This is a genomic window from Citricoccus muralis, from assembly GCF_029637705.1.
In the GTDB taxonomy this organism is placed as follows: Bacteria; Actinomycetota; Actinomycetes; order Actinomycetales; family Micrococcaceae; genus CmP2.
The window spans coordinates 1,438,256-1,464,218 of record NZ_CP121252.1 but is presented as its reverse complement, the minus strand read 5'-3'; the positions used below and the strand labels follow the sequence as shown (position 1 = coordinate 1,464,218).

18 protein-coding genes, 3 pseudogenes and 1 other annotated feature are annotated in these 25,963 nt (G+C 60.3%); of the genes and pseudogenes, 7 read left to right on the top strand and 14 right to left on the bottom strand.

Going from position 1 to position 25,963, the window contains the following annotated elements; translation table 11 throughout:
* Window positions 1–89 precede the first annotated feature (89 nt).
* The 3 genes from ffh to ftsY all read right to left on the bottom strand — a co-directional run bounded on the left by ffh (window position 90) and on the right by ftsY (window position 4,617).
* Complete coding sequence (gene ffh / locus P8192_RS06670; protein WP_270105517.1) at window positions 90–1,679, bottom strand: signal recognition particle protein; 1,590 nt, start codon at window positions 1,677–1,679, stop codon at window positions 90–92.
* A 227-nt stretch (window positions 1,680–1,906) separates the two neighbouring features.
* Window positions 1,907–3,232, bottom strand: a complete 1,326-nt coding sequence (locus tag P8192_RS06665) for an ammonium transporter (protein WP_270105518.1) — start codon at window positions 3,230–3,232, stop codon at window positions 1,907–1,909.
* Between the two features lie 161 nt (window positions 3,233–3,393).
* Window positions 3,394–4,617: a signal recognition particle-docking protein FtsY gene (gene ftsY / locus P8192_RS06660; protein ID WP_431521168.1), complete on the bottom strand. Its 1,224-nt coding sequence runs from the start codon at window positions 4,615–4,617 to the stop codon at window positions 3,394–3,396.
* Between the two features lie 112 nt (window positions 4,618–4,729).
* Here ftsY and P8192_RS06655 point away from each other — a divergent pair, with 112 nt between their 5' ends.
* A complete protein-coding gene (locus tag P8192_RS06655; RefSeq protein WP_278159490.1) occupies window positions 4,730–6,034 on the top strand; it encodes an MFS transporter in 1,305 nt (434 codons plus the stop codon).
* Here P8192_RS06655 and smc read toward each other — a convergent pair.
* Window positions 5,982–9,599, bottom strand: a complete 3,618-nt coding sequence (smc, locus tag P8192_RS06650) for a chromosome segregation protein SMC (RefSeq protein WP_278159489.1) — start codon at window positions 9,597–9,599, stop codon at window positions 5,982–5,984. The two genes, P8192_RS06655 and smc, sit on opposite strands and share 53 nt — an antisense overlap.
* 87 nt (window positions 9,600–9,686) lie before the next feature.
* Window positions 9,687–10,850, bottom strand: coding sequence for a non-hydrolyzing UDP-N-acetylglucosamine 2-epimerase (gene wecB, locus P8192_RS06645; RefSeq protein ID WP_270105522.1), 1,164 nt, complete (start codon window positions 10,848–10,850; stop codon window positions 9,687–9,689).
* Window positions 10,851–11,161: 311 nt separating this feature from the next.
* Here wecB and P8192_RS06640 point away from each other — a divergent pair, with 311 nt between their 5' ends.
* The 3 genes from P8192_RS06640 to P8192_RS06630 all read left to right on the top strand — a co-directional run bounded on the left by P8192_RS06640 (window position 11,162) and on the right by P8192_RS06630 (window position 15,303).
* Entirely contained in the window at window positions 11,162–12,121 is a 960-nt protein-coding gene (locus P8192_RS06640) for an ABC transporter permease (RefSeq protein ID WP_278159488.1), read from the top strand.
* A complete protein-coding gene (locus P8192_RS06635) occupies window positions 12,105–13,007 on the top strand; it encodes an ABC transporter ATP-binding protein (protein ID WP_278159487.1) in 903 nt (300 codons plus the stop codon). Before P8192_RS06640 ends, P8192_RS06635 begins: the two co-directional genes overlap by 17 nt.
* Window positions 13,008–13,092: 85 nt before the next feature.
* A complete protein-coding gene (locus P8192_RS06630; RefSeq protein ID WP_278159485.1) occupies window positions 13,093–15,303 on the top strand; it encodes a hypothetical protein in 2,211 nt (736 codons plus the stop codon).
* 225 nt (window positions 15,304–15,528) lie between these two features.
* Here the strand turns inward: P8192_RS06630 and P8192_RS06625 are convergent, their stop codons facing one another.
* The 5 genes from P8192_RS06625 to istA all read right to left on the bottom strand — a co-directional run bounded on the left by P8192_RS06625 (window position 15,529) and on the right by istA (window position 21,465).
* Window positions 15,529–16,848 carry an ISL3 family transposase gene (locus tag P8192_RS06625; RefSeq protein WP_278157375.1) on the bottom strand — a complete coding sequence of 440 codons (1,320 nt, stop codon included), beginning with the start codon at window positions 16,846–16,848 and terminating at the stop codon, window positions 15,529–15,531.
* 218 nt (window positions 16,849–17,066) lie between these two features.
* A complete protein-coding gene (locus P8192_RS06620; RefSeq protein WP_278159483.1) occupies window positions 17,067–17,222 on the bottom strand; it encodes a hypothetical protein in 156 nt (51 codons plus the stop codon).
* Between the two features lie 101 nt (window positions 17,223–17,323).
* Complete coding sequence (locus P8192_RS06615; protein ID WP_278157375.1) at window positions 17,324–18,643, bottom strand: ISL3 family transposase; 1,320 nt, start codon at window positions 18,641–18,643, stop codon at window positions 17,324–17,326.
* Window positions 18,644–19,066: 423 nt separating this feature from the next.
* Window positions 19,067–19,873 (bottom strand): ATP-binding protein, encoded by an 807-nt coding sequence (locus P8192_RS06610; RefSeq protein WP_270105186.1) that lies wholly within the window; start codon window positions 19,871–19,873, stop codon window positions 19,067–19,069.
* A gap of 8 nt (window positions 19,874–19,881) precedes the next feature.
* Complete coding sequence (gene istA / locus P8192_RS06605) at window positions 19,882–21,465, bottom strand: IS21 family transposase (protein ID WP_278156880.1); 1,584 nt, start codon at window positions 21,463–21,465, stop codon at window positions 19,882–19,884.
* A gap of 435 nt (window positions 21,466–21,900) precedes the next feature.
* On the opposite strand from istA, the gene P8192_RS06600 reads away from it, so the two are divergent.
* On the top strand, window positions 21,901–22,323 hold the full coding sequence (locus P8192_RS06600; protein ID WP_278159482.1) for a transposase: 423 nt from the start codon (window positions 21,901–21,903) through the stop codon (window positions 22,321–22,323).
* On the opposite strand, the pseudogene P8192_RS06595 reads toward P8192_RS06600, so the two are convergent.
* The 3 genes and pseudogenes from P8192_RS06595 to P8192_RS06585 all read right to left on the bottom strand — a co-directional run.
* A pseudogene (locus P8192_RS06595) lies at window positions 22,220–22,519 on the bottom strand (transposase); the annotation flags it as partial. The gene P8192_RS06600 and the pseudogene P8192_RS06595 sit on opposite strands and share 104 nt — an antisense overlap.
* A 43-nt stretch (window positions 22,520–22,562) precedes the next feature.
* A protein-coding gene (locus P8192_RS06590; protein ID WP_278158568.1) for an IS3 family transposase occupies window positions 22,563–23,785 on the bottom strand; the annotation gives its coding sequence in 2 pieces (ribosomal slippage) (window positions 22,563–23,512 and window positions 23,512–23,785; 1,224 coding nt in all).
* 51 nt (window positions 23,786–23,836) lie between these two features.
* Window positions 23,837–24,598: an IS110 family transposase gene (locus tag P8192_RS06585; RefSeq protein WP_278159480.1), complete on the bottom strand. Its 762-nt coding sequence runs from the start codon at window positions 24,596–24,598 to the stop codon at window positions 23,837–23,839.
* A 278-nt stretch (window positions 24,599–24,876) separates the two neighbouring features.
* On the opposite strand from P8192_RS06585, the gene P8192_RS06580 reads away from it, so the two are divergent.
* Together P8192_RS06580 and P8192_RS14525 are read left to right on the top strand one after the other, a co-directional pair.
* Window positions 24,877–25,443, top strand: a complete 567-nt coding sequence (locus tag P8192_RS06580) for a hypothetical protein (RefSeq protein ID WP_278159858.1) — start codon at window positions 24,877–24,879, stop codon at window positions 25,441–25,443.
* Window positions 25,376–25,690: pseudogene (locus P8192_RS14525) on the top strand (IS3 family transposase); the annotation flags it as partial. The gene P8192_RS06580 and the pseudogene P8192_RS14525, both read left to right, overlap by 68 nt.
* A 52-nt stretch (window positions 25,691–25,742) precedes the next feature.
* Window positions 25,743–25,844, bottom strand: a sequence feature (AL1L pseudoknot).
* Here P8192_RS14525 and P8192_RS06575 read toward each other — a convergent pair.
* Window positions 25,748–25,885, bottom strand: a pseudogene (locus tag P8192_RS06575) (IS3 family transposase); the annotation flags it as partial. Its footprint overlaps the feature before it by 97 nt.
* Window positions 25,886–25,963 lie beyond the last annotated feature (78 nt).

The following is a 25,963-nucleotide window of genomic DNA, read 5'->3' as shown; positions in this document are numbered from 1 at the left end:
GATTCATTCCCGATCTTCATAACATTCTTGAAAAAAGGGACGCCCTCGGTCCGAGAGCGTCCCACACAGCACTATGGCAACGTTTTAGCCTATTTCAGGTACTTATCAAAGCCTTTGGGAAGATTGAGATCCGACATGTCGAACCCTCCCTGCTGATCTGCGCCCTGGCCGAAAGAGCTTCCGCTCAGCGGATTCTGACGAGGCCGGTTCCGGCGTTCCTCCATGGCTTTCATTTCTGCTGCTGCCTTGGCAGGATTCCCTGACTTAGGTTTGTTTTTGTTCTTCCCCTTGGCGTTTTTGCGCTTGGATCCCCCGTGACCGGCACCGGGCATGCCCGGCATTCCTGGCATCCCTCCCCCGCCGGAGGCCATCTTCTTCATCATCTTCTGTGCCTGGCCGAAACGCTCGAGCAAACCGTTGACTTCGGACACATGAACACCGGAACCTCGTGCGATACGGGCCCGGCGCGAACCGTTGATGATTTTCGGCGCGTTGCGCTCATGCGGAGTCATGGACCGGATGATCGCCTCGATGCGATCAATCTGGCTGTCATCGAACTGCTCGAGCTGCTGACGCATGCCGGCTGCACCCGGCATCATCATCAGCATCTTCTTCATCGAGCCCATCTTTTTGAGCTGCTGCATCTGGTTCAGGAAGTCGTCCAGGGTGAAGTCTTCCTGGTCGACGAACTTCTGCGCCATCTTCTGCGCTTCGTCTTTGTCCCAGCTCTTCTCGGCCTGCTCGATGAGGCTGAGCACGTCACCCATATCGAGGATGCGCGATGCCATCCGGTCCGGGTGGAAAACTTCGAAGTCGTTCAGCTGCTCACCGGTGGAGGCGAACATGATTGGCTTGCCGGTGACATTGACGACAGACAGGGCGGCACCACCGCGGGCGTCGCCGTCAAGCTTGGAGAGCACGACACCGGTAAATCCAACGCCCTCGTTGAAGGCCTGAGCCGTAGCGACAGCGTCTTGACCGATCATGGCGTCAATGACGAAGAGGACTTCGTCGGGGTTGATCGCAGCGCGAATATCGCTGGCCTGCTGCATCAGCTCGGCATCCACACCGGTACGGCCGGCGGTGTCCACGATCACGATGTCATGCTGCTTGCGTGTCGCTTCCGCAATGCCATCGCGTGAGACCTGGACGGGATCACCGGTCGGCGCTTCCGCTTCCGACGACACGCCAGGGTGCGGCGCGAACACCGGCACACCAGCCCGCTCGCCGTTGATCTCCAGCTGTCGCACGGCATTGGGGCGCTGCAGGTCGGCCGCCACCAACATGGGCGTGTGACCCTGATCCTTCAGGTGCTTGGACAGCTTGCCCGCCAGAGTCGTTTTACCCGCACCTTGCAGACCCACCAGCATGATCACGGTCGGCGGAGTCTTCGCCAGGGTCAGTCGACGGGTCTCACCGCCAAGAATGCGCTCGAGTTCCGAGTTGACGATCTTGACGACCTGCTGGCCCGGGTTCAGTGCCTCGGACACCTCGGCGCCGAGAGCACGTTCCTTCACATGGGAGATGAAGTCACGCACGGCTGGCACGGCGACGTCGGCGTCGAGAAGCGCTCGCCGAATCTCCCGTGCCGTGGCATCAATATCGGCCTCGGACAGGCGACCTTTACCCTTCAGATTCCGGAAGGTCGATGTCAATCGGTCGGTCAAGGAGTTGAACACAGTATGAGTTCTTTCGTCGTGGTTCGGGCCCAGCAGCGCACACTGGCGGATCTGGCGTGCTTTCGCGACTGGTGCCTCGGATGCAGTCTGCCCTTAAGCCTAGCAACTCGATTGCGCCGAGCCGATTCCAGCTCCAACCGCCGAATCTCGGTGATGACACACGCGATGGCTGGTCGATTCGTCGACCAGCCATCGCCGTAGTGCTGTAGCACTGATTCAGAGTTGCATCAGCTCACGGGTTGCTTGTCGCCCTGTTCGTAACCGGCGATGGTCGACTGGCCCTCGTCGTCACCGATAACGGTGGTCTCGGTACCTTCGGAGAACAGGGTGTAGGCGGATTCACGGTGTTCGGAGTAGTCCACACCGCGGATCTCGTCCTGGGTCGAGACGCGCAGTCCCATGGTGTACTTCAGCGCCAGGCCCACGATGGTGGTCATCACCGCGGCGAAGGCGACAGCCACGATCACGGAAAGCACCTCCGCAGCCAGCAGTCGCATGTCGCCGCCGTAGAAGAGACCGCCGCGGCCGTCTTCCTGCATGACCCCGAAGAAGCCGATCATCACGGTGCCCACGATACCGGCTACCAGGTGAACGCCCACGACGTCGAGCGAATCATCGAAGCCCAGCTTGTACTTGAGCTGGACGGCAGCACCGGCGAGCACACCGGCAATGAGGCCGATCGCAATGGCGCCGAGCGGTTCCACGAAAGCGCAGGCCGGGGTGATGGCCACCAGACCCGCGACCAGGCCCGAGGCGGAGCCGAGAGCCGTCGGACGGCCGATGCGGATGATCTCCACGATGATCCAGCCCAACATCGCCGCGCCGGGAGCCACCAGGGTGTTGACCCAGATCTGACCGGCTTCGGCAGCATCAGTGGCCGCACCGCCGTTGAACCCGAACCAACCGAACCACAGGATGCCGGCACCGAGCAGGACGAAGGGCAAGTTGTGGGGACGGTGACCCGGGTCGGTGCCGAAGCCCTGGCGCTTGCCCATGAGCAGGGCCAATACGAGGGCCGAAACGCCTGCGGAGATGTGCACCACGAGACCGCCAGCGTAGTCGACCGCTTCACCGAAGATGGAGCCGATGGCGCCGTCGGGACCCATCAGGCCACCACCCCAGACCATGAAGGCCAGCGGGCAGTACACCAAGGTGGTCCACAGCGGGACGAAGACACACCAGGTGCTGAATTTGGCCCGGTCCGCGACTGCGCCCGAGATCAGGGCGACGGAGATGATGGCGAACGTGGCGCCGAATCCGACACCGATCATCGCAGACGGGTCGCTCATCATCCCGCGCAGGCCGAAGTCCGAGAAGGGGTTGGCAAAGATGCCGCCGAAACCGAGGCCGCCGTCTTCGGCTCCGGTCATATTGAAGCCCCACAGCACCCAGACGATGCCGACGATCGCGATCGAGACGAAGCTCATCATGATCATGTTGAGTGCGGCTTTAGCCCGTGTCATGCCGCCGTAGAAGAAAGCGAGCCCGGGAGTCATCAACAGCACCAGGGCTGCAGTGACCATCGTCCAGACGTCGACTGCGCTCAGCTCCATCGTTTCCATGGTTGTCCTCTCACCATTGCCGCGGGCCCTCCGCGGCTGATGGTTAAACACTGAGGGCACCGTGTTTCACGGTGCCCTCAGTGGTGTTTCCATCGGGTGACGGTCACCACGTCTGTGTTAACAGCACGTTACGCGACGCTGGATGGTCGCTGTTATTCGCTCAGCAGCGCATCGACGAAAGCCTCGACCTCGAACGGAGCCAGATCGTCGGCGCCTTCGCCGAGACCAATCAGCTTGACAGGGACGCCTAGCTGCCGCTGAATAGGCACCACGATGCCGCCCTTGGCCGTCCCGTCGAGCTTGGTGAGCACGATGCCGGTGATATTGACCGCCTCGGCGAAGACCTTGGCCTGGCTCAGCCCGTTCTGCCCGGTGGTGGCGTCCAGCACCAGCAGCACTTCGCCGACCGGGGCCTGCTTCTCCACGACGCGCTTGATCTTGCCTAGCTCGTCCATCAGGTTCGCCTTGTTCTGCAAGCGACCCGCGGTGTCGATGAGCACAACGTCAGTCTCGCGCTCGATACCGGTCTTCACCGCTTCGAAGGCCACCGAGGCCGGGTCGGCCTGCTCCACATCCGAGCGCACGGTGTCCACGCCGACGCGCGCACCCCAAGTGGCCAGCTGCTCGGCGGCCGCGGCGCGGAAGGTATCGGCAGCGCCGAGCACCACTTCCCGCTGCTCGGCCACCAGCACTCGGGCGATCTTGCCCACGGTGGTGGTCTTCCCCACGCCGTTGACGCCGACCACCATCATGACGGCCGGAATGCCATCGGTCGGGGTAGCAGTCAGGCGACGATCCAGGCCGGGGTCGACGATCTTGATGAGCTCTTCGCGCAGCATCGCCCGCACCGCTTCTGGGTCTTTGGTGCCTTCCACGGTGACGCGTTCACGCAAGCGGTCCACCAGCTCCAGAGTGGGTTCGGTGCCCAGATCAGCTACAAGCAGGCTCTCTTCGACTTCGTCCCAGACGTCGTCGTCGATGGAGTCGCTGGAAAGCAGGGCAAGCAGGCCCTGGGAGAAGACATTATTGGACTTGGCCAACCGCGAGCGCAGCCGTGCCAAACGTCCAGCGACTGGAGCCGGGCTCTCGACGGCGGGAGCTGCCGGCTCCTCCTCAACAACGGGAGCTTCCTCGACCGGCGCCGGGTGGTGATCGGCGACGAGTTCATCCGTCGGCGTGGTCAGGGGCGCATGGTCGACGGGCAACACTGCCCCGTCGGAGTCTGCAATGGTCGCGGGGCCGACGTCCGAACCAGGATCCAGGTCGTCGGCATCGCGATCGGTGAGGTACGGGGTCTTGGGCTTCTGCGGCCGATCCAGCAGGATGGCCAGCACGAGGCCGACCAGGACCGGAACGAGCACGGCGATAATGATGATGATCTCCACGTCTTCATCTTGACACATTGATTCCGCCCACGGGGATTCTGCTGGTCGCATAGTGCTTGATTCGCCCCTGTCGTCGCACGAAATCGTTGAGATAATCGGGGGCATGCGCCGCTCTGCCGAAACAACTCACCGTGTGACCATCCCTCGTGAGATCAAAGTGCTCATCGGCTGCGCGTTCATCATCGCCATCGGGTTCGGCATCATCGCCCCCGTTCTGCCGCAATACGCCCAGTCCTTTGGGGTCGGTGCATTCGCAGTCTCGGCGGTGGTATCGGCTTTCGGGCTGACTCGCCTGGTGTTTGCCCCCGTGTCGGGACGTGCGACCAGCCGGTTCGGGGAGACCCCGGTGTACATGATCGGTGTGACCATCGTGGCGATCTCCATGTTCTTGATCGCCTCGGCACAAACCTACTGGCAGTTGCTGGTCTTCCGAGGCTTGGGCGGTTTGGGTTCCACCCTGTTCACCGTTTCGGCCATGTCCTTCCTGGCCCGTAAATCGCCGCCGTCGATTCGTGGGCGGGTCTCGGGTGCCTATGCCTCGGCTTTTCTGATCGGCAATATCGCCGGACCCGTCGTCGGTGGGCTGTTAGCCACCTGGGGACCGCGTGTGCCGTTCATCATTTATGGCACCGCACTGCTCATCGCGGCGGGGCTGGTGTTCGTGCTGTTGCGGGAATCTCGCCTGGCCGACCGGCGTACCCCGGACACCCGAACGGCGATGCCCGTCGCGGAGGCCTGGGGCCATGGCGCCTACCGGGCCTCACTCGGTTCGTTCTTGGCCAATGGCTGGGCCACCTTTGGAGTGCGTAACTCGATCACGCCCTTGTTTGCCGCCAGCGCCTTCGTCGGCTCGGGGTTCATCCTCAACGGCCCTCAGACGGCTGCCGCTGCGCTCGCGGTGTTTGCCGCTGGAAACATCGTCGCCATCACTTTCTCGTCGCGGCTCTCCGACCGTTACGGACGGCGCCCGCTCATCATTCCCGGACTGATGATCGCCGGTGTGGCCACCGCCGCCATCGGGTTCTCCCCCGATGCCTGGTGGTTCTTGGCCCTGTGCATTGCTGCGGGGATGGGAACCGGGATGCTCAATGCACCGCAACAAGCCGCCATCGCGGATTTGGTAGGGCAGAACCGCAAGGCGGGCTCGGTGATGTCGACCGCGCAGATGTCCTCGGATCTCGGGGCGATTGTGGGACCGTTGCTGGTCGGATTCCTGGTCGACGTCGCGAACTATGAACTGGCGTTCGCCATTACTGGTGCGGTGCTCGTCATGGCCGGAATCGGCTGGCTGTTGGCGCCGGAAACCAACAATCCGGTGGTTCCGGGTGGCCCCAGGACGGGTGCGTTGCCGAAGATCACGCCTGCGGACTCTGGGTCTGCCGAGCAGAGCCATCGAGACGTTGGCTGATCACCTTGGTGACGCCGTCGCCGCGCATGGACACCCCATAGAGGGCGTCTGCCACCTCCATCGTGCGTTTCTGATGGGTGATGATGATCAGCTGTGAGTCCTGCTGTAGCTCCCGGAAGATGGTGAGCAGGCGCGAAAGGTTGGTGTCGTCCAGGGCCGCTTCGACCTCATCCATCACGTAGAACGGTGACGGCCGGGCCTTGAAGATTGACACGAGCATAGCTACCGCGGCCAGTGAGCGTTCACCACCAGAAAGCAGCGACAGCCGTTTGACCTTCTTGCCCGCCGGACGTGCTTCCACCTCGATGCCGGTCTCCAACAGGTTGTCGGGCTCGGTAAGAGAGAGCTTGCCCTCTCCGCCCGGGAACAGGGTGGCGAAGACGTGCTGGAATTGGGCGGCGGTGTCGTTGAAAGCGGATTCGAAGACCCGCAGCACCGTGGCGTCGACGTCGGCGATGATCTGCAGCAGGTCCTTGCGCGACTGTTCCAGGTCGGCCAGCTGTTCGGAGAGGTACTGGTGCCGCTCCTCCACTGCGGCGTACTCTTCCAGGGCCAACGGGTTGACCTTGCCCAGTGCGGTCAGTTGGCGTTGAGCCCGGCGCAATCGCTGGGCCTGTTCCTCACGGTCGAACGGCATCGTCTCGACGTCGGCCTCGGGAGCCGAGTCCTCGTCCTCCGCTTCAGGCGGGTTCAGCGGAACAGGAAGTTCGGGCCCGAAGTTCTCGATCAGGTAGTCGGCCGTGTAGCCGAGTTCATCCAGGGCACGCTGGTGGAGCTGCTCGAGCTTGAGTTGCTGTTCCTGCAGCGCCATCTCGCGGGCGTGGACCTCGTCTTTGGCCCTGCTGACATCCTTGCGTGCGGCCTCTGCCTCCTGCAGTGCCGTCTTGCGCAGGCCGTCCAATTCCGCGCGCTGTTCTTCGAGGCCACGCCGGTCATCTTCGGCGCGCTGGACGGAGGCCTGTATCTTCTGCGTGGCCTCGGAAATGGCCGCTCGCAGGGCGCCCAACCGGTCCAGACTGCGACGACGCCGGGCTTCTGCGCGCTGTTCCTCTTGTTGCGCGAGCCTGGCTGCCTGGACTCGACGCCGTGCCTGCTCCGTACGTTGCACGGCCTGCTGCTGGACGGCCTCGGCGGTGCGCAGCGCCAGGCGTGATTCGGTCTCCTCGGTACGCGCCTGCGAGGCAGCTTGCTCTGCGGTGTCTTTGTCTGCGGAGGACACCTCGGTAGCGCCGCCCGCCTCACCGGACGCCATCTGTGCGGCCTGTGCGGCCTCGAGCCGTTCCTGGGAAACGACCAGCTTCTTCTCTGCTTCCGCCAGCGACTCTTCCAGGCCTTTTCGCTGTTCCTGTAGCCGTTGCCACGATTGCTGTGCCTGGGACAGACCCCGCTGGATAGAGCTGTGCCGCTCTTGGGCCGCGGCTCGTTCGGTTCGTTCCTGATGGAGCCGCTCCGAGAGGCCCTTCTCGTGGGACACCGCCTGAGCTAGCTCCTTGGCCAATTCGTCCCGGCGGGACTGCGTGGTCTGAACCGTGGCCGCAGTTTGCTCAGCAGCCTCGGCCGCCGCTTCGGCCGCGGCGCGGGTTTCGAGCGCGGAGGCGACGTCGTGACCACGTACGGAGACATCGCTGTGTCCCACCACGTGTCCCTGAGGAGTGACCAGCCTTCGGGCAGATTCCTCACCAACATGCATGGTCCACCATTGCCGCGCCGTCTCGACGTCGTCAACGAACACCACATCGGCGAGGACGTGGTGCAGGGCATGGATCAGGTGCTGCGGTGCGCCGTCTTGGACTCGCACGATGTCTCCGACCGGGTGCATCCCCGTGGTGAGAACGCGTCCTGCTCCTGCCGCGAGAGGTCGGTCGGCTCCCCCAAAGATCACCCGAGCATCGCCGCCCCGGCCAGACACCAGGGCGTCGATGACCTGTTCCGTGCTGACGGCGTCTTCGGACCACAGCTGTTCCAGGCCCTCACCGAGTGCCACCGTGACCGCCCGCTCCCAGCCCGACTCCACCGCCAGTAACGGCGACAGGTCTGCCACACCGAGCGGTTCCAGCAGTGAGAGCGCCGAGCCAGGGGCAGGGCGGAGACCCTCCTGCAGCACGTCACGGCGAGTGGTCGCAGAGCTATGAGCGGAGCGCGCTTCCGACACCAACCGGTCCTGAGCGGCGAGTTGCTCCCGCAACGCGGTCACCTGTTGCTGGGCTGCCAGAGCTTCCTCTTCGACGCCGGTGACTGAGTCGGTTTCGCCATCGGGTTGGTCCCAGGCAGCCAACTGCTGTTGAAAGTCTTCGACCGTGGCGGCCACATGGTCCAGGTCGGCGTCGGTTCGATCGAGCTGGCTTGTTAACGAGTTGACCTGGGCGAGCGCCGTATCGACCGCACCCTGTGCGACTGCGACCGCTTGGCGCCGGTCTGCGGCTTGCTGAAGGAGCTGGGTGTATGTCTCGGCGGCGATGCGTGCCGCGCGTTCTGCTTGTTGGCGGCGTTGCGTGGACTCTTCGAGTGCCCTCTGAGCGGTTTCCACCGCGGACAGTGCCGTAGCCTGTTCACGTTCGGATTGTTCTGCCTGCGCCGCGGCCGTGTCCGGGTCAGGTCCCGTCCGAGCCGGTTGCGGAGCAGCCGCCGCGGTGAGCCGCTCGGTATTGAGCGCTTCCAGGGAACGGTAGCGTTCAGCGAGGTTCGACAGCGCGTACCAATGATCGCGTGCTGCCGCGGCTGCTTCGGCAGCGGTGCCGGATTGTTCCGCCAGACGGGCACTCTCGGCCTCCGCCTGTTCTTGCTTGCGGGTGGCGCTGGCGAGTCGTTCTCCGATCGCGTCATCGTGTGCGGCGACGTCGTCAACGATCTGTGTCTGGGTGACGACCTCATCGGCCAACAGCCGAGCACGAGCATCGCGGACATCAAATTGGATCCGCTGAGCTTTGCGTGCCGTGGCGGCCTGGCGCGACAACGGTCCCAGCTGACGACGCACTTCCTCGGTGAGGTCGCGTACCCGGTCCAGGTTGCTGCGCATCGAATCCAGCTTGCGCACGGAACGCTCTTTGCGCCGTCGGTGTTTGAGAATGCCGGAGGCTTCCTCAATGAACCCGCGGCGCTCTTCCGGGGTCGCCTGCAGGATGCGGTCAAGCTGCCCCTGCCCGACGATGACGTGCATCTCGCGGCCCAGCCCCGAGTCGGAGAGCAGTTCCTGGATGTCCAGGAGACGACAGCTGTTGCCGTTGATCGCGTACTCGGAACCGCCGGAGCGGAAGAGGGTCCGCGAAATGGTGACCTCGGAATACTCAATCGGCAGAGCGCCATCAGAGTTGTCAATGGTCAGCGAGACTTGGGCTCGTCCGAGCGCCGATCGTCCTGAGGTGCCGGCGAAGATGACGTCCTCCATCTTCCCGCCGCGCAGATTCTTGGCGCCCTGCTCCCCCATCACCCAGGCCAGAGCGTCCACCACATTGGACTTTCCGGAACCGTTGGGACCCACGACGGCGGTGACGCCCGGCTCGAACTCAAAGGTCGTCGCCGAGGCAAACGACTTGAATCCGCGAATCGTCAGGGTCTTCAGGTACATGGTGTTGGCGCCATCATCGGTCGTGAAGTGATTAAAAAGGGAACGCACCCGAGCATACCGCTCGGGTGCGTTTAGCTCAGCGTGTGGTCAGTTGCCGAGCCCGTCATCGAACTCAGCTTCGCGCTTGCCGGTGCCCAGCAGTTCGCGAATGGCCGAGAGCGTACGGCGGGCGGCGTTACCATCACCGTAGGGGTTCACCGCGTTAGACATACGCTCATAGGCAGCGGAGTCAGTCAGCAACTCGGTCACTTCGTTGTAGACCCGCTCCTCATCAGTGCCGATCAAACGCACGGTCCCCGCAGTCACAGCCTCGGGACGCTCGGTGTTCTCGCGCATCACCAGCACGGGCTTGCCCAGGCCAGGAGCCTCCTCCTGAACTCCACCGGAGTCGGTCAGCACCACGTTCGCCAGCGAGATCAGGTGGGTGAACTGGCCGTAAGCTACCGGCTCGGTCACCACCACATTAGTCTTGCCCTCGAGGAACGGCAGGATCGCTTCGCGCACCACCGGATTCTTGTGAGCGGGAAGAACAAACAGGACGTCCGGGTGCGTCTCCGACAAGCGAGCCAGAGCACGACCCACGCCGCGCATTGCGTCACCCTGGTTCTCACGACGGTGGGTGGTCACCAGCACCAGCTTCTGTCCACCCTCAACAGCTTTTTGTACGTTCTGCAGGGCCTCGTCTTCGAACGGAACCTTCTTGTCGACGACGTCGAGCAATGCATCGATCACGGTATTACCGGAAACGTAGACGTCATCCTCGTTCACCGCTTCGCGTAGCAGGTTTGCTTTGGACACCGAGGTGGGGGCCAAATGCAGCGAGGAGATCTGCGATGTCATCTTGCGGTTGGCTTCTTCAGGGAAGGGCGAGAAGATGTTGAAGCTACGGAGCCCGGCCTCTACGTGGACCACCGGAATCCCCCGGTTGAAGGCGGCGATGGCTCCGGCCGTCGACGTCGTGGTGTCGCCCTGGACCACAACGGCGTCGGGCTGTTCCTGTTCCAGGATGGCGTCGAGTCCATCAATGGTCTTGGCCATCACCATGTTCAAAGTCTGGCGCGGCTGGATGATGTTGAGATCATGGTCCGGCTCAATACCGAAGAGCTCATTAACCTGGTCCAGCATTTCACGGTGCTGGCCCGTGACGGTGACGACGCAATCAAAATCGTCCGCGTCCTGCAGGGCCTTGATGATCGGAGCAACCTTGATCGCTTCCGGACGGGTCCCGTAGACGGGCATGATCTTCTTCACAGCACTCCTTGAATCATGGTCGATCGGCGCGATGCGCAACCGGCCAGACGGGATGTATGGGTCGGCCTCATTCTAGACCGGCATACGAGGTCTCCGAGAATTCGCGCCACAATCTTGAAGTATCACCTAGGTGAGCATCCGCAGGCCACGGAGCAACTGTGCGAGACCACCCCCTCGAAACGGCATGGACACTGATATGGATCCGAACCGCGCGTGCAGTAAGCGACGAGCAACCAAAGCGGTCTAGACTATGGTTCTTATGGAGAAGTCCATCGATGTGCCCGCCTGCTCTGAAAGATTGGTGTCGCTGAATGACTGAGGTGAACCGTGACCTCTCGGCACAGCACCAGGCGAAGAGCGGTGCTGGCGAGAATGCCCCGACCGCTACTACAGCTGACTTCATTACCGCTGTTCGCAATAATTACGGTGGCTTCGAAAAGCTTCACCCGGTGGCTGGTCGCCCTCGACTTGGCATTTATTTAAAGCAACTCTGGCAAAGGCGTCACTTCATCTGGCTTCAGTCACGGAGTCGTGTCATCACTGGCACCGACGACAGTCGCCTCGGATCCGTCTGGCTTGTTCTGCGGCCAATACTTGACGCTGTTTTCTATTGGATGATCTTCGGCCTGTTACTTCGTTTCGATCGCGGAATGAGCAACTACGTGGCGTACGTCATCATTGGCGTGTTCATGTATCAATTCACGAGTTACGCACTCACTGCAGGTACTCGCACCATCACCTCCTCTTTGGCCCTGACACGGGCGTTCCAATTTCCCCGCATGGCGTTGCCGGTTGCTGACCTCGTCTACGACACTATGCAGCGCATGTTGGCAGTCGCAGTCATGTTCATGATCATCATGATCATTCCGCCACATGAGTTGCCGGAATGGTCATGGCTCTTGTTCCCTGCCGTTCTTGCTCTTCAGTTGATACTTAGTTTCGGGTTCATGCTGATCCTGGCCCGCCTGAGCACGCACCTACCTGACATCAGCCGCATCATGCAGTTCGTGACACGTTTCTTGATGTACGGATCCGGCGTGATCTTCCCTATCACTCGTGTCACGCAGAACTACCCCGCGCTGGAAGCCATCATTGAGCTGAACCCGATCTATGTCTTCCTTGTCATGTACCGAGAAATCCTCATAGATGGAGTCGTGCCAGCAACCGAGCACTGGATCATGCTCAGCATCTGGGCCGGAGTGACTTTCATTATCGGATTCTTCGTTTTCTGGCTCGGAGAGGAGTCCTACGGCCGTGACCAGCACAAGTAACTCTCCAAAGCAGGCCCCAGCGGAAAAGACACCGTCAACCGATGACAAGCCACTGAAGCTAGGTGAACTCACCTTACTTGCCACCGATGTTTCACTGGACTACAACGTACGAATCGCCCACGAACAGAAGTCCCGAAAACTCTTCGGCTCCAGTGGAGAAAAAGGTGTCGTGCAGGCACTGAAGGGGATCTCGCTCGCAGCCCGCAAAGGTGAGTTCATCGGTCTCGTTGGGCGTAACGGTTCTGGAAAGAGCACGCTACTCCGAGTCCTTGCCGGCGTAGAAACGCCCACTAGCGGCGAGGTTGTTGCTACTTCAACCCCACAACTCATGGGCGTGAAGGCCGCCCTGATGCCCAATCTCACTGGTGTGGACAACATCCGAATCGGACTCTTGGCCATGGGTCTGACGCCCGCGGAAGTTGACGAGCGAATTCCGCGAGTCACCGAGCTGGCCGACATAGGAAACTCCATCAGGATGCCGATGCGAACATACTCTTCGGGAATGAACGCACGCCTCAGGTTTGCCATATCGGTCGCAGCAGATCCGGACATCCTCATGATCGATGAAGCACTCTCTACCGGCGATGACGCCTTCAGGCAGCGCTCCAATGAAGCCATGAAGCAGCTCATCGCTCGCTCAGGCACCGGGTTTCTCGTTAATCACTCAGCGCCGGCCATCCGAGAACTCTGCACGCGCGTAGTCTGGCTCGACAAAGGTGAAATTGTCGCCGATGGGGAAACTCAACAGATAATGAGCGAGTACAGCAAATTCATGAACGCCCTCCGCAGACATGGGGAACCTACGGCGTTGAAAGTGAAATCTCGCTATAACCAGACTTTCTACGAGCGAGTACAAACCATCGCTGGTAGAACAAAAACGTCATAGGCCGCATTTCCATTCACCAAGAACCTGACAATGGGCAAAACTAGCCCCAGCCCCCAACGCCTGGACAAGTTACGAGGTAGATACAATGTCTTCATCTGAGCTCGCCCCTCCGGTAGCCCTCCTTGTCCCCTCCAACGCAACGGCTCTCACCAGACAGCCCGCACGCAGAGAGTGGCCAGCACAGTCACCAATTGTTGAGTTCAGCGGCGTCACCTATGGCGCCCAGCATGCCAACAATGGGCGATTTGGCGACAACAATCTGGACTCCGCAACCAACTTGGGCGAAATACGTGACTCCCTTGGAGAGTGGGTCTCAGTTGTAGCTCAAAACAATGAAGAATCCGATGAGTTCCTCGTCCTCGCGGACCGATTCGCATATAAGGCTACATACTACTCACACGTTCCAGGCGAAGGTCTATTGCTCTCAGATTCCTTCGATGCAGTTTCACAGGCACTAACCAGCAGGGCTCGACGCCTCGACCTTGATCTAGAGAATTACGTCACCACAATAATATCCAATGTTCCAACATTTAGAAATCCCATATCCTCCAGCACAATGGTTACTCAAATTTCTTTACTGGAACCAGATGAGGCCATCGAGATAACTCCAAACACCGCACGAATCGTAGACCGATCAGTTGTTGGAGGGACACATGATATCCAGGACTACACTCACGCCATTCAGAAAGGCATCGAATTCGCGCAACAGTTACTACAACATGTCAGCACTCAAGAAGGACTTGAGAAACGCCTAACCCTCTCGGGGGGTGTGGATTCTCGGCTCGCCCTAGCCCTGCTCTACGCGGCAGGCGTTCACCACGACTTCCAGATATTCACCGAAGACCCCCGCACATGGTCAAATAATAAGACTATAGACATAATTAAACGTGACATACAGATATCTAATGCCATTCGGGAAGCGATGGGAATGCAGTGGTGGATCCCCCCAGCCTCGCAACCCGGACCAAGCAGCCTTGCCCACTCCTTGGCATCCCATCAAGCAATAAGTTCGAACCTCTACTATCAGTTCGAATCCAATGCCAGCGCAGAACCATACCCGTCGGCGACACTGACCGTCAGAGGGGGCGGCGGGGAACTACTTCGATCTACCCGTGGTGGCTCAAACATGAGTCGACATTTCCGCAAAGTATTCAACGGTGGTGAATCTCAGCCATCAAGTGTATGCCACTGGATTGCGTCAACCTACATTGATACAGGTAAAGTCTCCGCAGGATTCACAGACTTTGCAGTCAGATATCTAGCGAATTCAATTGGAGAGACAGATGCGCCCTCCCTCGAGCAACGCTTAAATGAGTACTATTTTCGCACGCGCAATCGTGCACATTTTAGCATCTATCACCGCGAACTACTCAAAAACGATCACACTCTTCAAATTCTATCAAATCCATTTTTTCTTCGCGCAGGTCAACTTATTTCGTTCCAAGAAAAAGCCAATGGTAAACTGGTAAAAGACATATTTAACCTCACTGCTCCACACCTTCTCGACTACGCCTTTGAAGATGACACGTGGACGCAGCGCCTCGCATCACCTGGCGCGCAGAAGGTTTCCAAAACGGACAATAGTTGGATTTACTCCTACGACCACCAGGTCAAGGTAAAGACAGACCCAATTACGAACGTCCACCGTTCAGGCCGTGACAGCAATCAAATACTGCGTAATAACGAAACTCAGTTGCTAATAAATTACCTAAAAGAAGGCTTCGTGGAGATCGAAAATTTCAGTGACCCACGAGCAGCCGCGCATCTTAGAAACCAGCACGATTTGGTGCTTCACAGCATAATGCGCGGAAGAAACGACCTTCATAACACCACGGTAAAAATGCTATCCGCTGTGACGCCTTTACTCTTGAATCGAGGTCTTCTCGAAGGTTCTTATGATGAGCTTAGAGTCAGCTCGTCGGCCTCCCCTTCAAGGTCTTTATGGAGGTCAGAATCACAATGCCTCGTCAATACCGGCGTGAAAGCGTCGGCTCCGATCCCCAGCATTTTAGATACATTTATCATGCAACCGACCATTTGCTACAAAAACAATTGCGTCATCGTGGACTGTCGTCCGATCCATTCACGTGAGGCGGAGATGCATTTTGCGGTTTATTTGATGCGGGACGATGAGAGGGTTTCAGAGTCCTGGTATAAACCGTCACCAGTTCATTCGTTCCCAGGAAGTCTCGAGCCAGGGACTTACAGTGCAATCGCGTTCGCGAGATACGCCACGCAGGACCGTCCACTTTTCCAAGAGAGATCTCATTCCCTAAAGATAACAACGAGTCACTAGATTCATACGCCCAAATTCCTCAAATTAAATAAACTATGAGGGCGGAGAACGAGCATCTCAAGGCACAGGTATATGAGCACTAGTACCATTGCCGATCGATGCCCATTGAAGACGTGACAACAACCCTCAGAATCTTTCAACGTCGCCCAAGCTTTATATATCTAATCCGCTCAGGTAGAACGAGGGTCGTGATGGGTTGCATGGCTCTTCGGACATCCGGTGGGGTCAGGGGATGAGTCCGCCAGCGGCGAGGAGCATTCGGAGCCGGTAGTTGTCGCGGTTGCGGAATCCTCTCGCGAGGCGGCGGTGGAGCTCGATGATCCCGTTCACGGCCTCGGTGCCGCCGTTGTTCGCGCGGCCGGTGGTGAAGTAGGCCACGAACGCGTCCCGCCAGCGGCGGAGGGTGCGGCCGAGGCGGGCGATCTCGGGGATCGGGCAGGTGTGGAACGTCTCGACGACCTGCTCGGCGATCCGCCGCCCGGCGGCGAGGTCCTTCTGGTGGTAGGCGGAGCGAAGTTGCTGCGCGCACTGCCACGCGACGAACACCTCGTCGTGCGCGGGGTCGGCCTCGATCGCGGCGGTGAGCCGTGCTCGCTGTTTCTCGGTGAGGTTCTCCGCGCCGGCGCGGAGGATGGTCTGGATCCCGTAGAGCGGGTCGCCCTTACGGCCGCGATGCCCGAGAGTGTCTTGCTGGACGCGCCGGCGGACCTCGTCAACGGCGGCGGTGCCGAGCTTGACGACGTGGAACGCGTCGAGCACCGCGGTGGCGTCCTGCAGCTTGTCGTCGATCGCAGTCTTGTATCCCGCGAACGGATCGAGAGCTGCCACTCGCACGTTCTTCCGGAACGCGTCGCCACGATCACCGAGCCAGGAGGCATACGCCTTCCCCGATCGGCCCGGGACGAGATCCAGCAGCCGGGCCCGCGTCTTTCCGTGCTCGTCGCGGGTGAGGTCGACCATCCCGGTCAACTCCTTCGGGCCGCGCTTGCGGGGGTCGACGTGGTGCCAGATGTGCTCGTCGACGCCGAGCGTGGTGACGTTCTCGAACCGGGTCTCATCGACGGCCAGCTTGACGAGTTCGGGTTCGACGGCCCGCCACACCGTCTTCCACGACGTCCCGAGCTGCCGGGCCAGGCCCGCGATCGTGGCATGCTCGCGACGCAGCTGCCCGATCGCCCAGCCGATAGCGCGCGTCGTGATCGACCCGCGCCGGGCAACCAGCGACGGCAGCTGCTCCGTGAACGTCTTCCGCAGACAGCCCTCGTCGTCGCATCGCCAGACCCGCTGCCGCCACACGATCCGCACCCGGGTCGCTCCGGGCACGTCATGCAGCACCCGCCGGCGGCGCCCTCGACCTGTCGCGACGACACCGCACGACGGGCACCCGGCAGGCGCGGCGGGGCTCGAGACCGTCACGACCAGCAGCCCGTCGCGACGGTCGACGTGCTCGACATGAACACCGGGAAGGCCGACCAGCAGGTCACAGCGGGCACACGGACAGCAAGCAGAGCGCGCCGAAGCGCACCCCGAAGTAGGGTGAAGCATGTCGAGGTCCTCGGGGTAGATCAGAGAGTTAGCGCTTCTGATCCTCGGGGACCTCGACCCCTACACGCCAACCATCACCCGGCGAGCCCTACCCCCACCGGATGTCCGAAGAGCCGGTTGCATGAACACCACATCATTTGCACCCCATGCAGGCGCATAGCGTGCGTTTAAATTGTGGGCCGTGAGCCTCCCCACAAGTACTGGACGCATGAACCAGTTCACGCGACCTGCGTAGGCGCTTCTTCCTGAACCTGGCCCGCGATCTGCGCGGCCCGGAGCTTTTCCTCGAAATCGACCGGCGGGACCTTCTCCAATGCCCAGTGCAACCGCCGCCGGTCATAGATCACCTTGATCCAGCCTGCGGCGTCCCTCATCGCCTAAGCCCAACACTGCCAGACTCTGTGAACCGTCCCGGGTTCTGTGCCGCTTCTATGCGGGGAGCGGCTCTATGCGGCTCTTCGGACATCCGGTGGGGTCAGGGGATGAGTCCGCCAGCGGCGAGGAGCATTCGGAGCCGGTAGTTGTCGCGGTTGCGGAATCCTCTCGCGAGGCGGCGGTGGAGCTCGATGATCCCGTTCACGGCCTCGGTGCCGCCGTTGTTCGCGCGGCCGGTGGTGAAGTAGGCCACGAACGCGTCCCGCCAGCGGCGGAGGGTGCGGCCGAGGCGGGCGATCTCGGGGATCGGGCAGGTGTGGAACGTCTCGACGACCTGCTCGGCGATCCGCCGCCCGGCGGCGAGGTCCTTCTGGTGGTAGGCGGAGCGAAGTTGCTGCGCGCACTGCCACGCGACGAACACCTCGTCGTGCGCGGGGTCGGCCTCGATCGCGGCGGTGAGCCGTGCTCGCTGTTTCTCGGTGAGGTTCTCCGCGCCGGCGCGGAGGATGGTCTGGATCCCGTAGAGCGGGTCGCCCTTACGGCCGCGATGCCCGAGAGTGTCTTGCTGGACGCGCCGGCGGACCTCGTCAACGGCGGCGGTGCCGAGCTTGACGACGTGGAACGCGTCGAGCACCGCGGTGGCGTCCTGCAGCTTGTCGTCGATCGCAGTCTTGTATCCCGCGAACGGATCGAGAGCTGCCACTCGCACGTTCTTCCGGAACGCGTCGCCACGATCACCGAGCCAGGAGGCATACGCCTTCCCCGATCGGCCCGGGACGAGATCCAGCAGCCGGGCCCGCGTCTTTCCGTGCTCGTCGCGGGTGAGGTCGACCATCCCGGTCAACTCCTTCGGGCCGCGCTTGCGGGGGTCGACGTGGTGCCAGATGTGCTCGTCGACGCCGAGCGTGGTGACGTTCTCGAACCGGGTCTCATCGACGGCCAGCTTGACGAGTTCGGGTTCGACGGCCCGCCACACCGTCTTCCACGACGTCCCGAGCTGCCGGGCCAGGCCCGCGATCGTGGCATGCTCGCGACGCAGCTGCCCGATCGCCCAGCCGATAGCGCGCGTCGTGATCGACCCGCGCCGGGCAACCAGCGACGGCAGCTGCTCCGTGAACGTCTTCCGCAGACAGCCCTCGTCGTCGCATCGCCAGACCCGCTGCCGCCACACGATCCGCACCCGGGTCGCTCCGGGCACGTCATGCAGCACCCGCCGGCGGCGCCCTCGACCTGTCGCGACGACACCGCACGACGGGCACCCGGCAGGCGCGGCGGGGCTCGAGACCGTCACGACCAGCAGCCCGTCGCGACGGTCGACGTGCTCGACATGAACACCGGGAAGGCCGACCAGCAGGTCACAGCGGGCACACGGACAGCAAGCAGAGCGCGCCGAAGCGCACCCCGAAGTAGGGTGAAGCATGTCGAGGTCCTCGGGGTAGATCAGAGAGTTAGCGCTTCTGATCCTCGGGGACCTCGACCCCTACACGCCAACCATCACCCGGCGAGCCCTACCCCCACCGGATGTCCGAAGAGCCCTCTATGCTGAGTGCTGGCGAATAGCTTGAGTCGGAAGCGCTGGTCGGGGTACCTGGAAGCGCGGGTCTGGGTAGTAGGTAACACTGTGGTCTGCTGAGGAGGAGTAGCGTCGTCCGGCGCTGCTTTCTCTTCGAGACTCATGGAAGCAGGCCTTCATCGTGGCTGATTACAAGAAGATCATGTCCCTATTGCTGGAGTTGGCGCATAGCCTTAGATGAAAGCGCTGGTCTGGGTAAGTGGTAGCGGAGTTCTGACGACCGGGAAGCACCTCTATGGTGCTTCCCGGTCGTCGGTTTCTCGAGTTTTTCTACTCCCAGTAGCCAGGGGCCGCTCGTGTCTGTTCACCTTGGTGGCGCCGCATATCAATGTCGCCAAGGTTTATCGTGCGGGCATTATTCGCCAGTCGATTGACGATACTATCCGCAGCGATTCTGTCAGGGAGAGCTGAAGCCCAGTACGCGGGCCCGGTTTGAGAAGCGATCATGGTGGCTGCCCGGTGTTCTCGGTTTGCCAGTATCGCGAAAAGATCGTTCGCGGCTTCAGGGTCAATACCGACGGTCAGGAAATCGTCGATGATGAGTAGATCCGCATCAGATAGCCGGTTCAACAAGGCCTGATGAGCGATGCCATCGCCTCGAGCGATGACGAGACGACGAGCGAGCTCGTCCATGCGGGTGTAGAAGACTTTATGCTCGTTGTGACATGCCGCTACGGCAATCGCGCAGGCAATATAGGTCTTTCCTCCTCCTGTGGGCGAGGTGATCAACAGGTTAGCGGTCTCATTGGCCCAGTCATGTGCGGCGTAGCGGGCCATCCTGGCTGGGGTAATGTTCCGTCCTTCTTGATAATGGATCTCCGCGATCGAGGCCCGCATGATCGGTAGCTGAGCAGCCAGGAGCAGTTTCTGAATGTTCTTCACTCTTCGCTGGTCTAAAGCGTCATCAACGGCCGCCAGGAATATTTGCTCCGGGGTCAGGTGGTCGTTGCTCTCATCGATGATGAGTTCTTCGAACTTCGCAGCCAAGTGAGTGATCCGTAAGGTACGAAACTTCTCTTTGTCCTCGGTAGTGAACACTGAATTCATCAAGGCCGGGCTCGCCGGTGTCGTGGTCATGGCGCTGTTCACCGTCCCTGCTGGTAGTAGTCAGCTCCACGCACGTAGATCTGTGCTGGATCGAGGGTATCGACGGCCGGCTGGGGCTTGATGGTGGCGGCTGCTGGCCTGTGTGGCCGAGATGTTTTCGTATCAGAATCAATGGCAGCCATGAGTCGCTTGAGTCCGGAATAGCTGGCATACCCACCCAGGTTGGCTAACTGCGTGCACGCAGCCTCGAGGCGTTGCTTATCGCGCTTGCCCAGGGACTCGAGAATGTTCTGGCACTCCAGATACCCCTGAGCCTCGATCTTATGGCGGTCTAAGACCGCGGTGATGATCTCCACGGTGGCCGGCCCAAACGCGGCCGCCCGACGGATAAACCAATCACGAGACCACAAGCCAGCGACGTCTTGGTGCTGGAGGGGTACATGCGCGGAATCAGTGGAGTACTGGCCCCGGCGGCCGTGTTTTCGTCGGTGCTCTGCAACGATGGCATCGCCATCGAAGATACTGACCTGTTGATCCGTCAGTCGTGCTCGCAGCAATTGACCTGCGAGTCGGTGAGGCACTGAGTAGTGCTGATAATCGCAGGTCACATGATAATTCCGTCCCACTTTGACCTGCCGGTATTCAACATCTTCAAACCCCTCAACAGGCAAGCCTCCCAAAGCAGATGCCTCTTCTGCCATGAATCGTTCGGCCCTGGTGGTCCCATCAGCCCGGCGGATCTCTTCATTGATTTCCCTCATCCGAACAGCGATCGCGGTGTTGAGCTCGGTCACGGTCGTGAAGACGTCTTCGCAGAGATATCCGATGACTCGCTTGTTGATCACCTGAACGGCAGATTCTACGGCGGCTTTGTCTCGAGGCTTGCGCACCCTGGCAGGCACGATCGCCGTTGCGTAGTGATCGGCTAACTGCTGGTACTTCGGATTCACGACCCGGGCAGACTCACCTTTGGTAGGGCGGTGAGTAGCAGTGGGCGCGTTATCAGGGACCACAATCTGGGGCACCCCGCCGAAATACTCGAAAGCTGCCTTGTGAGCGCTCAACCACGCGTTCATACGCATATCAGTGCATCCTGTGCAGTACACCAACCCCGAGTACGGCAACACCGCGACGAACAAGTAGACCTTGGTGATTTCACCGGTGACCGCGTCGCAGACCTGGAGGGTGTCACCGGCCCAATCGATGAATACCGCCCGCCCCGGTTCATGGTGCAAAGTGGCTACAAGATCGTTTCTTGCCGCGTAATCGCTGAAGAGGTGGCAGTACTGAGAATACGAGTATTTCCGCAGTTCGGAGGCCACACCGAGATAAGTTCTCCACCCCTGGAGCAAAGTGAAGTGACGGTTCGAACGCATCGATGCCACGACCGGGCCGAATTCCGGCGCTAGATACTCACCTGCAACTCGTCGGCGCCGATCGGGGAAGAGTTCCTCTACCCGTTCTACGGTCATGACAGCTACTTGATCACCTGTGAGGCCGTGCTCCTTGATCACCGCACGGGCTTTAGCGACGTCTCGTTGAGAACATCCTAAGGACTCAGCGATATCTCGATAAGACCGCGACTCCAGCAACAGAGACATGATCTTCTTGTAATCAACCACGATGAAGGCCTGCTTCCATGAATCTAGAAGAGAAAGCAGCGCCGGACGACGCCGCTACTCCTCAGCAGACCACAGTGCTACCACATACCCAGAACAACGCTTCCAGGTACCCAGACCAGCGCTTTCATCTAACGCTATGCGCCAGGAGTCGCGGTCATATCGAGATATCGCTGGATCCTGAAGGCGTTCCCAACGAGACGTTGGTAAAGCGGCCCTTCGCATTTAAGGGTGTAGCTGGGGTCTGAAGCCACCGGCCTCGAGAAGATGTCAACGACGGGTGTAAATTGACCCCCTAACGACAACTGAAAATTGACCCCTCCGGGCCTGGATTTCTTTGGTTACGCCTGTTCGTTGGAGTTGATAAGGTCTTGTCTGGAGACTGCTGAAGGTTCGGTTGACTTCACGACTGGATAAATTCCAGGAAGGATTGAAGTCATGCCCAAGATCTACACCGATGAGTTAAAACAATCAGCACTCGAGCTCATCAACGACGTGACGACACAAAAACAGGTCTGCGCCGACCTGGGGGTGTCGAAATCAGCGCTCCAATCCTGGGTTCGCGACTCACGCCTGCGCGAACACGGCCTCGAACCGGCTAAGGATCACGAGGGGTCGCGGGCCCAAGCAGCAGCGATCAAGCGAATCCGCGAACTCGAGCGGGAGAACAAGATCCTCCGCGAGGCCGCCGCGTATCTCTCGCAAGCGAATTTGAAGCTCGGGGTCACCACCCAAAATGACGCTTCTATGCCCTCTGTCAAGCCATGCGAGTCTTCAGCTCTCGATAGAGGGACCGGCAGATGTAGCGTTTCAGGCATCGTCGGATTTCACGTTTGCTCAGCCCTTCGCTTTGTCTTCTGAGCACGTAATCTCGTGTGGTGGGGTCGCAGCTGATCCGGGTGCGGGTGATGACATCAATAGCGCGGTTGAGCTGTCGATCACCGGATCGTGAGAGTCGGTGCCTGGTGGTGTTTCCTGATGAGGCCGGTAATGGTGCGATGCCTCCAAGTGCTGCGAAGGCAGCTTCTGAACGGATCCGCCCGTGGTGGGAGTAAGCGGTGATGGGCTTGCCCGCAAGTTGTGGACATGTTCTTAGTTCATCAGGCCGTTGCCTGAAGTCTTTCTATCTCACCGGCTGACTGCTGTTCCCTAAGGGAATGTTCGTATTCCACCGGCGGGAGCATCCCGAGGGCCGAATGCAGTCGCCGACGGTTGTAAACCTGCTCAATCCAATGAACGACCCCAGCACGAGCTTCAGCCCGGGTAGCCCAGACACGACGGTCATAGAACTCGGTTTTCAATTTGGAGAACACGCTCTCTGCCATCGCATTATCGAAGCAAACCCCGGTCCGGCCGACTGACTGAGCCAAGCCCAAATCCCAACAGACTTTGTACGTGTCTTCACTGGTGTACTGGGCCCCTCGATCCGCGTGAAATACCAGGCCATCAGGCTTGTGATTCTGCCGGACCAAGCACGCTCTTCGCAGCGCGGATTCAATCAGCTCGGAGTTCTGCACCCTCGACATCGACCAGCCCAGCACGCGCCGGCTATGGGCATCGGTGACCAGGCACAGATACAGCCATCCTTCCCCGGTACGTAGATACGTCACATCACTGATCCAGACCTTGTCCAGTTCGCCTTGATCCCAGGTGCGCTTCACCCGATCTGGAATGCGATGCGGGCGTACTCCAGCGATCGTGGTCACCGGGGAGAACATTCGTGGGCTGATCCCTTCCAACCCCTGACGACGCATCGACGCAGCCACCGTTTTCCGATTGACGTTGATCCCTTCTCGGCCGAGTTGAGCACTGATCCGAGGCGCTCCATACACGTGACCAGACTCGGCATGAACGTCGCGAACCTTCGCGTCGATCTGTCGTTGACGTGCCGCACGCGGCCCGGGAGGACGACCTTCGCGACCGACCCAGGCGTAATAGCCCGAGGCGGAGACTCCTAATAATCGCGCCATGCGCTTGATTTGGTGATTGTGCTTCTCCACGTGCATCAGTTCAAACCGTTCCGGTCCTGACGCTTCTGCGCGAAGAAGCTCGCGGCTTTTCCCAGGAACTCATTGTCCTTTCTGGCCTCGTAGAGTTCCTTCGTTAGCCTCGCGTTCTCAGCTTCAAGCTCCTCGACGGTGCGTCGTTTCGTTGGCTGGCGAGACTCGCGCTCGATCTTCACCCACCGGCCAAGTGACTGTTCTCCAACGCCGATCTCTTCGGCGACAGCTCGGATGCTGCGATCGGTATCGATCACCAATCGAGCGGCTTCTCTTTTGAATTCCGGGGTAAAGCTCCGGCGTTTACTCGTCATGGTTCTCATCGTGACACCTTCCTGGTAACAGCCACAGCCGCCACCTTGCTCAGATGTCCACTAATTCAGGGTAAGCCCAGTGATGAGAATCGCTCCGGTGACTGGGCCGACCCCTTGGATCTCTTGGAGTCCAGGAGCCAATTGCTCGGTGAGACGGGCGAGTTCTTCGTGGTTCTTCTCCAGCAAATACGTCTGTTCGAGGACAGTCTTTGCCAGCCGCTTCGCTTCTCGTCGTAGAGGCCCGATGCCAGGATCTTGGCTTATTCGCCACTTGGCGATCACCGAGATCTGTTCGTCTTTGGCTGGCCGACGAACATCAATGCCTAATTCGAAGCTGCGCAGCAAGGCGGTGAGTGCGTTGCGGTTAGCTGTGCGCTGCTGATCGATCAATGACCGGGCGGCCAGAAGCACACGCAGGGTTGCTCGATCGCCGGAAGCACGGGGCTGGGCAAGGGATTCGACATTGATGCCCAGAACGCGCCGTGCAGCAGATTCGGCGTCGATCGTGTCCGATTTTCCGGCATGGGCATGTTCTCGTTTAGGTCCTGGGCGGACCTCGGCGACTTCGATAGAGGCTCTGCGTAGGGAGGCAGTGATGCCTGCACCGTAGGAAGCGGTGCCTTCGACTGCTGCCAGTATGCTGCTGTTGTTCCCGCGCCTTTGGATCCAGCTGATCGCCCGTTCGTTACCGGGCTTTGAGGCGGGAAACTGAGCGCTATCGATGACCGCGCCGGTGCGAGTCTGGATTAGACAGTAGGTGTGGGTCCGTGCATGGGTGTCGACACCGACGACGTAGTCGAAAGCTTCAACGACGGAAACCATAATCATCCTCCAAGGGCATAGAGCGGATAAGGTCAGCCCGGCTCGTGGGGTCGCTCAGAGTCCACATCTGTAATGAGTCACAACCACTGTTTCCTCGGGGGTCGGACAGGCTTCTAATCAAGGCATCTGCGCGCAGATGCCGAGCTCAGCCCAGTGCGGACACGTCATTTTCAAGACACCCCTTGAACGCCTCATGAGGGTCGGAAATACCCGGGGTCACGCACTGAGACTGAACTCAGCATCTCAGCCGGCCACAGGCTGGCCAATACCCATTACAGATGTACCCGCTGGACCGTGACCTTGCTGCCACCGGTGTACCGGTGGCAGTGACCTGTCGGGTACTGGGTTTTACGAAGCAAGGCTTCTACAAGTGGTGCGCGAAACCTATCTCTGACCGGGATCTGGAGGAGGCGCTCTTGATCAATGCCTGCTATGGCATCCGCGTGGATGATCCTGAGTTTGGTCACCGGTTCATCGCCGACGAACTCGTAGCGGTCGGCTACGGGGTGTCTGAGCGTCGTGTGTGGCGATGGTGTTCTGAGCAGAAGCTGTTCTCTCACACGATCAAACGAGCCCGGAAACACGGCAAAGCCCCTGGTCCGCAGGTGTGTGATGACCTCGTTGAACGCGATTTCACCGCCACGACCATCTATGAATTGTGGCTGACCGATATCACCGAGCATCCCACCCCTTGGGTTCTAGCCATCGTTGCAACACTCCTGACCAAGGGGGTGTGCGGTGGCCCGTCGTGGCGGGCAGCGTGCGGTGGCCGGCTGTGTGGTTCATTCGGACCGCGGGTCGCAATTTCGTTCTCGGAAATTCCAGCAAGCTCTACGCCGCTATGAGCTCGTCGGGTCAATGGGTCGAGTCGGTGCTGCTGGTGATATCGCGGCGATGGAATCGTTCTTCGCAGTTTTGCAGAAGAACGTCCTCGATCGGAGCCGATGGGAGTCTCGAGCGCAGTTACGGAAGGCGATCGTGCATTGGGTCGAGCGCACCTATCACCGGAAGCGTCGTCAACGGCGTTTGGGTAAACTGACCCCGGTTGAATACGAACTGGTTCACCACAAAGCCGTCGACCTGGCGGCATAAACCCCACAGTCAACCAGACCTTCAGCAGTCCCATCCGTGCAGGAGTCCCTTTCAGGGCGCGCACGATTGGTTCGACTCCGAACTCGTCGCGATTGTCGTCGATGAAGGCGACGATCACTTCGATGGACGGTCGAGCTCCGCCGCGAAGAAAGCCGATGCTCTCTTCAACATCTCGTTGGCCCGCTTCGCTTCAGCCAACTCAGCCCGGAGTCGACGATTCTCCGCTTCCAAATCCACGGACTCAGTCGGTGTCGCCTTCCCGATTCTTTGTGT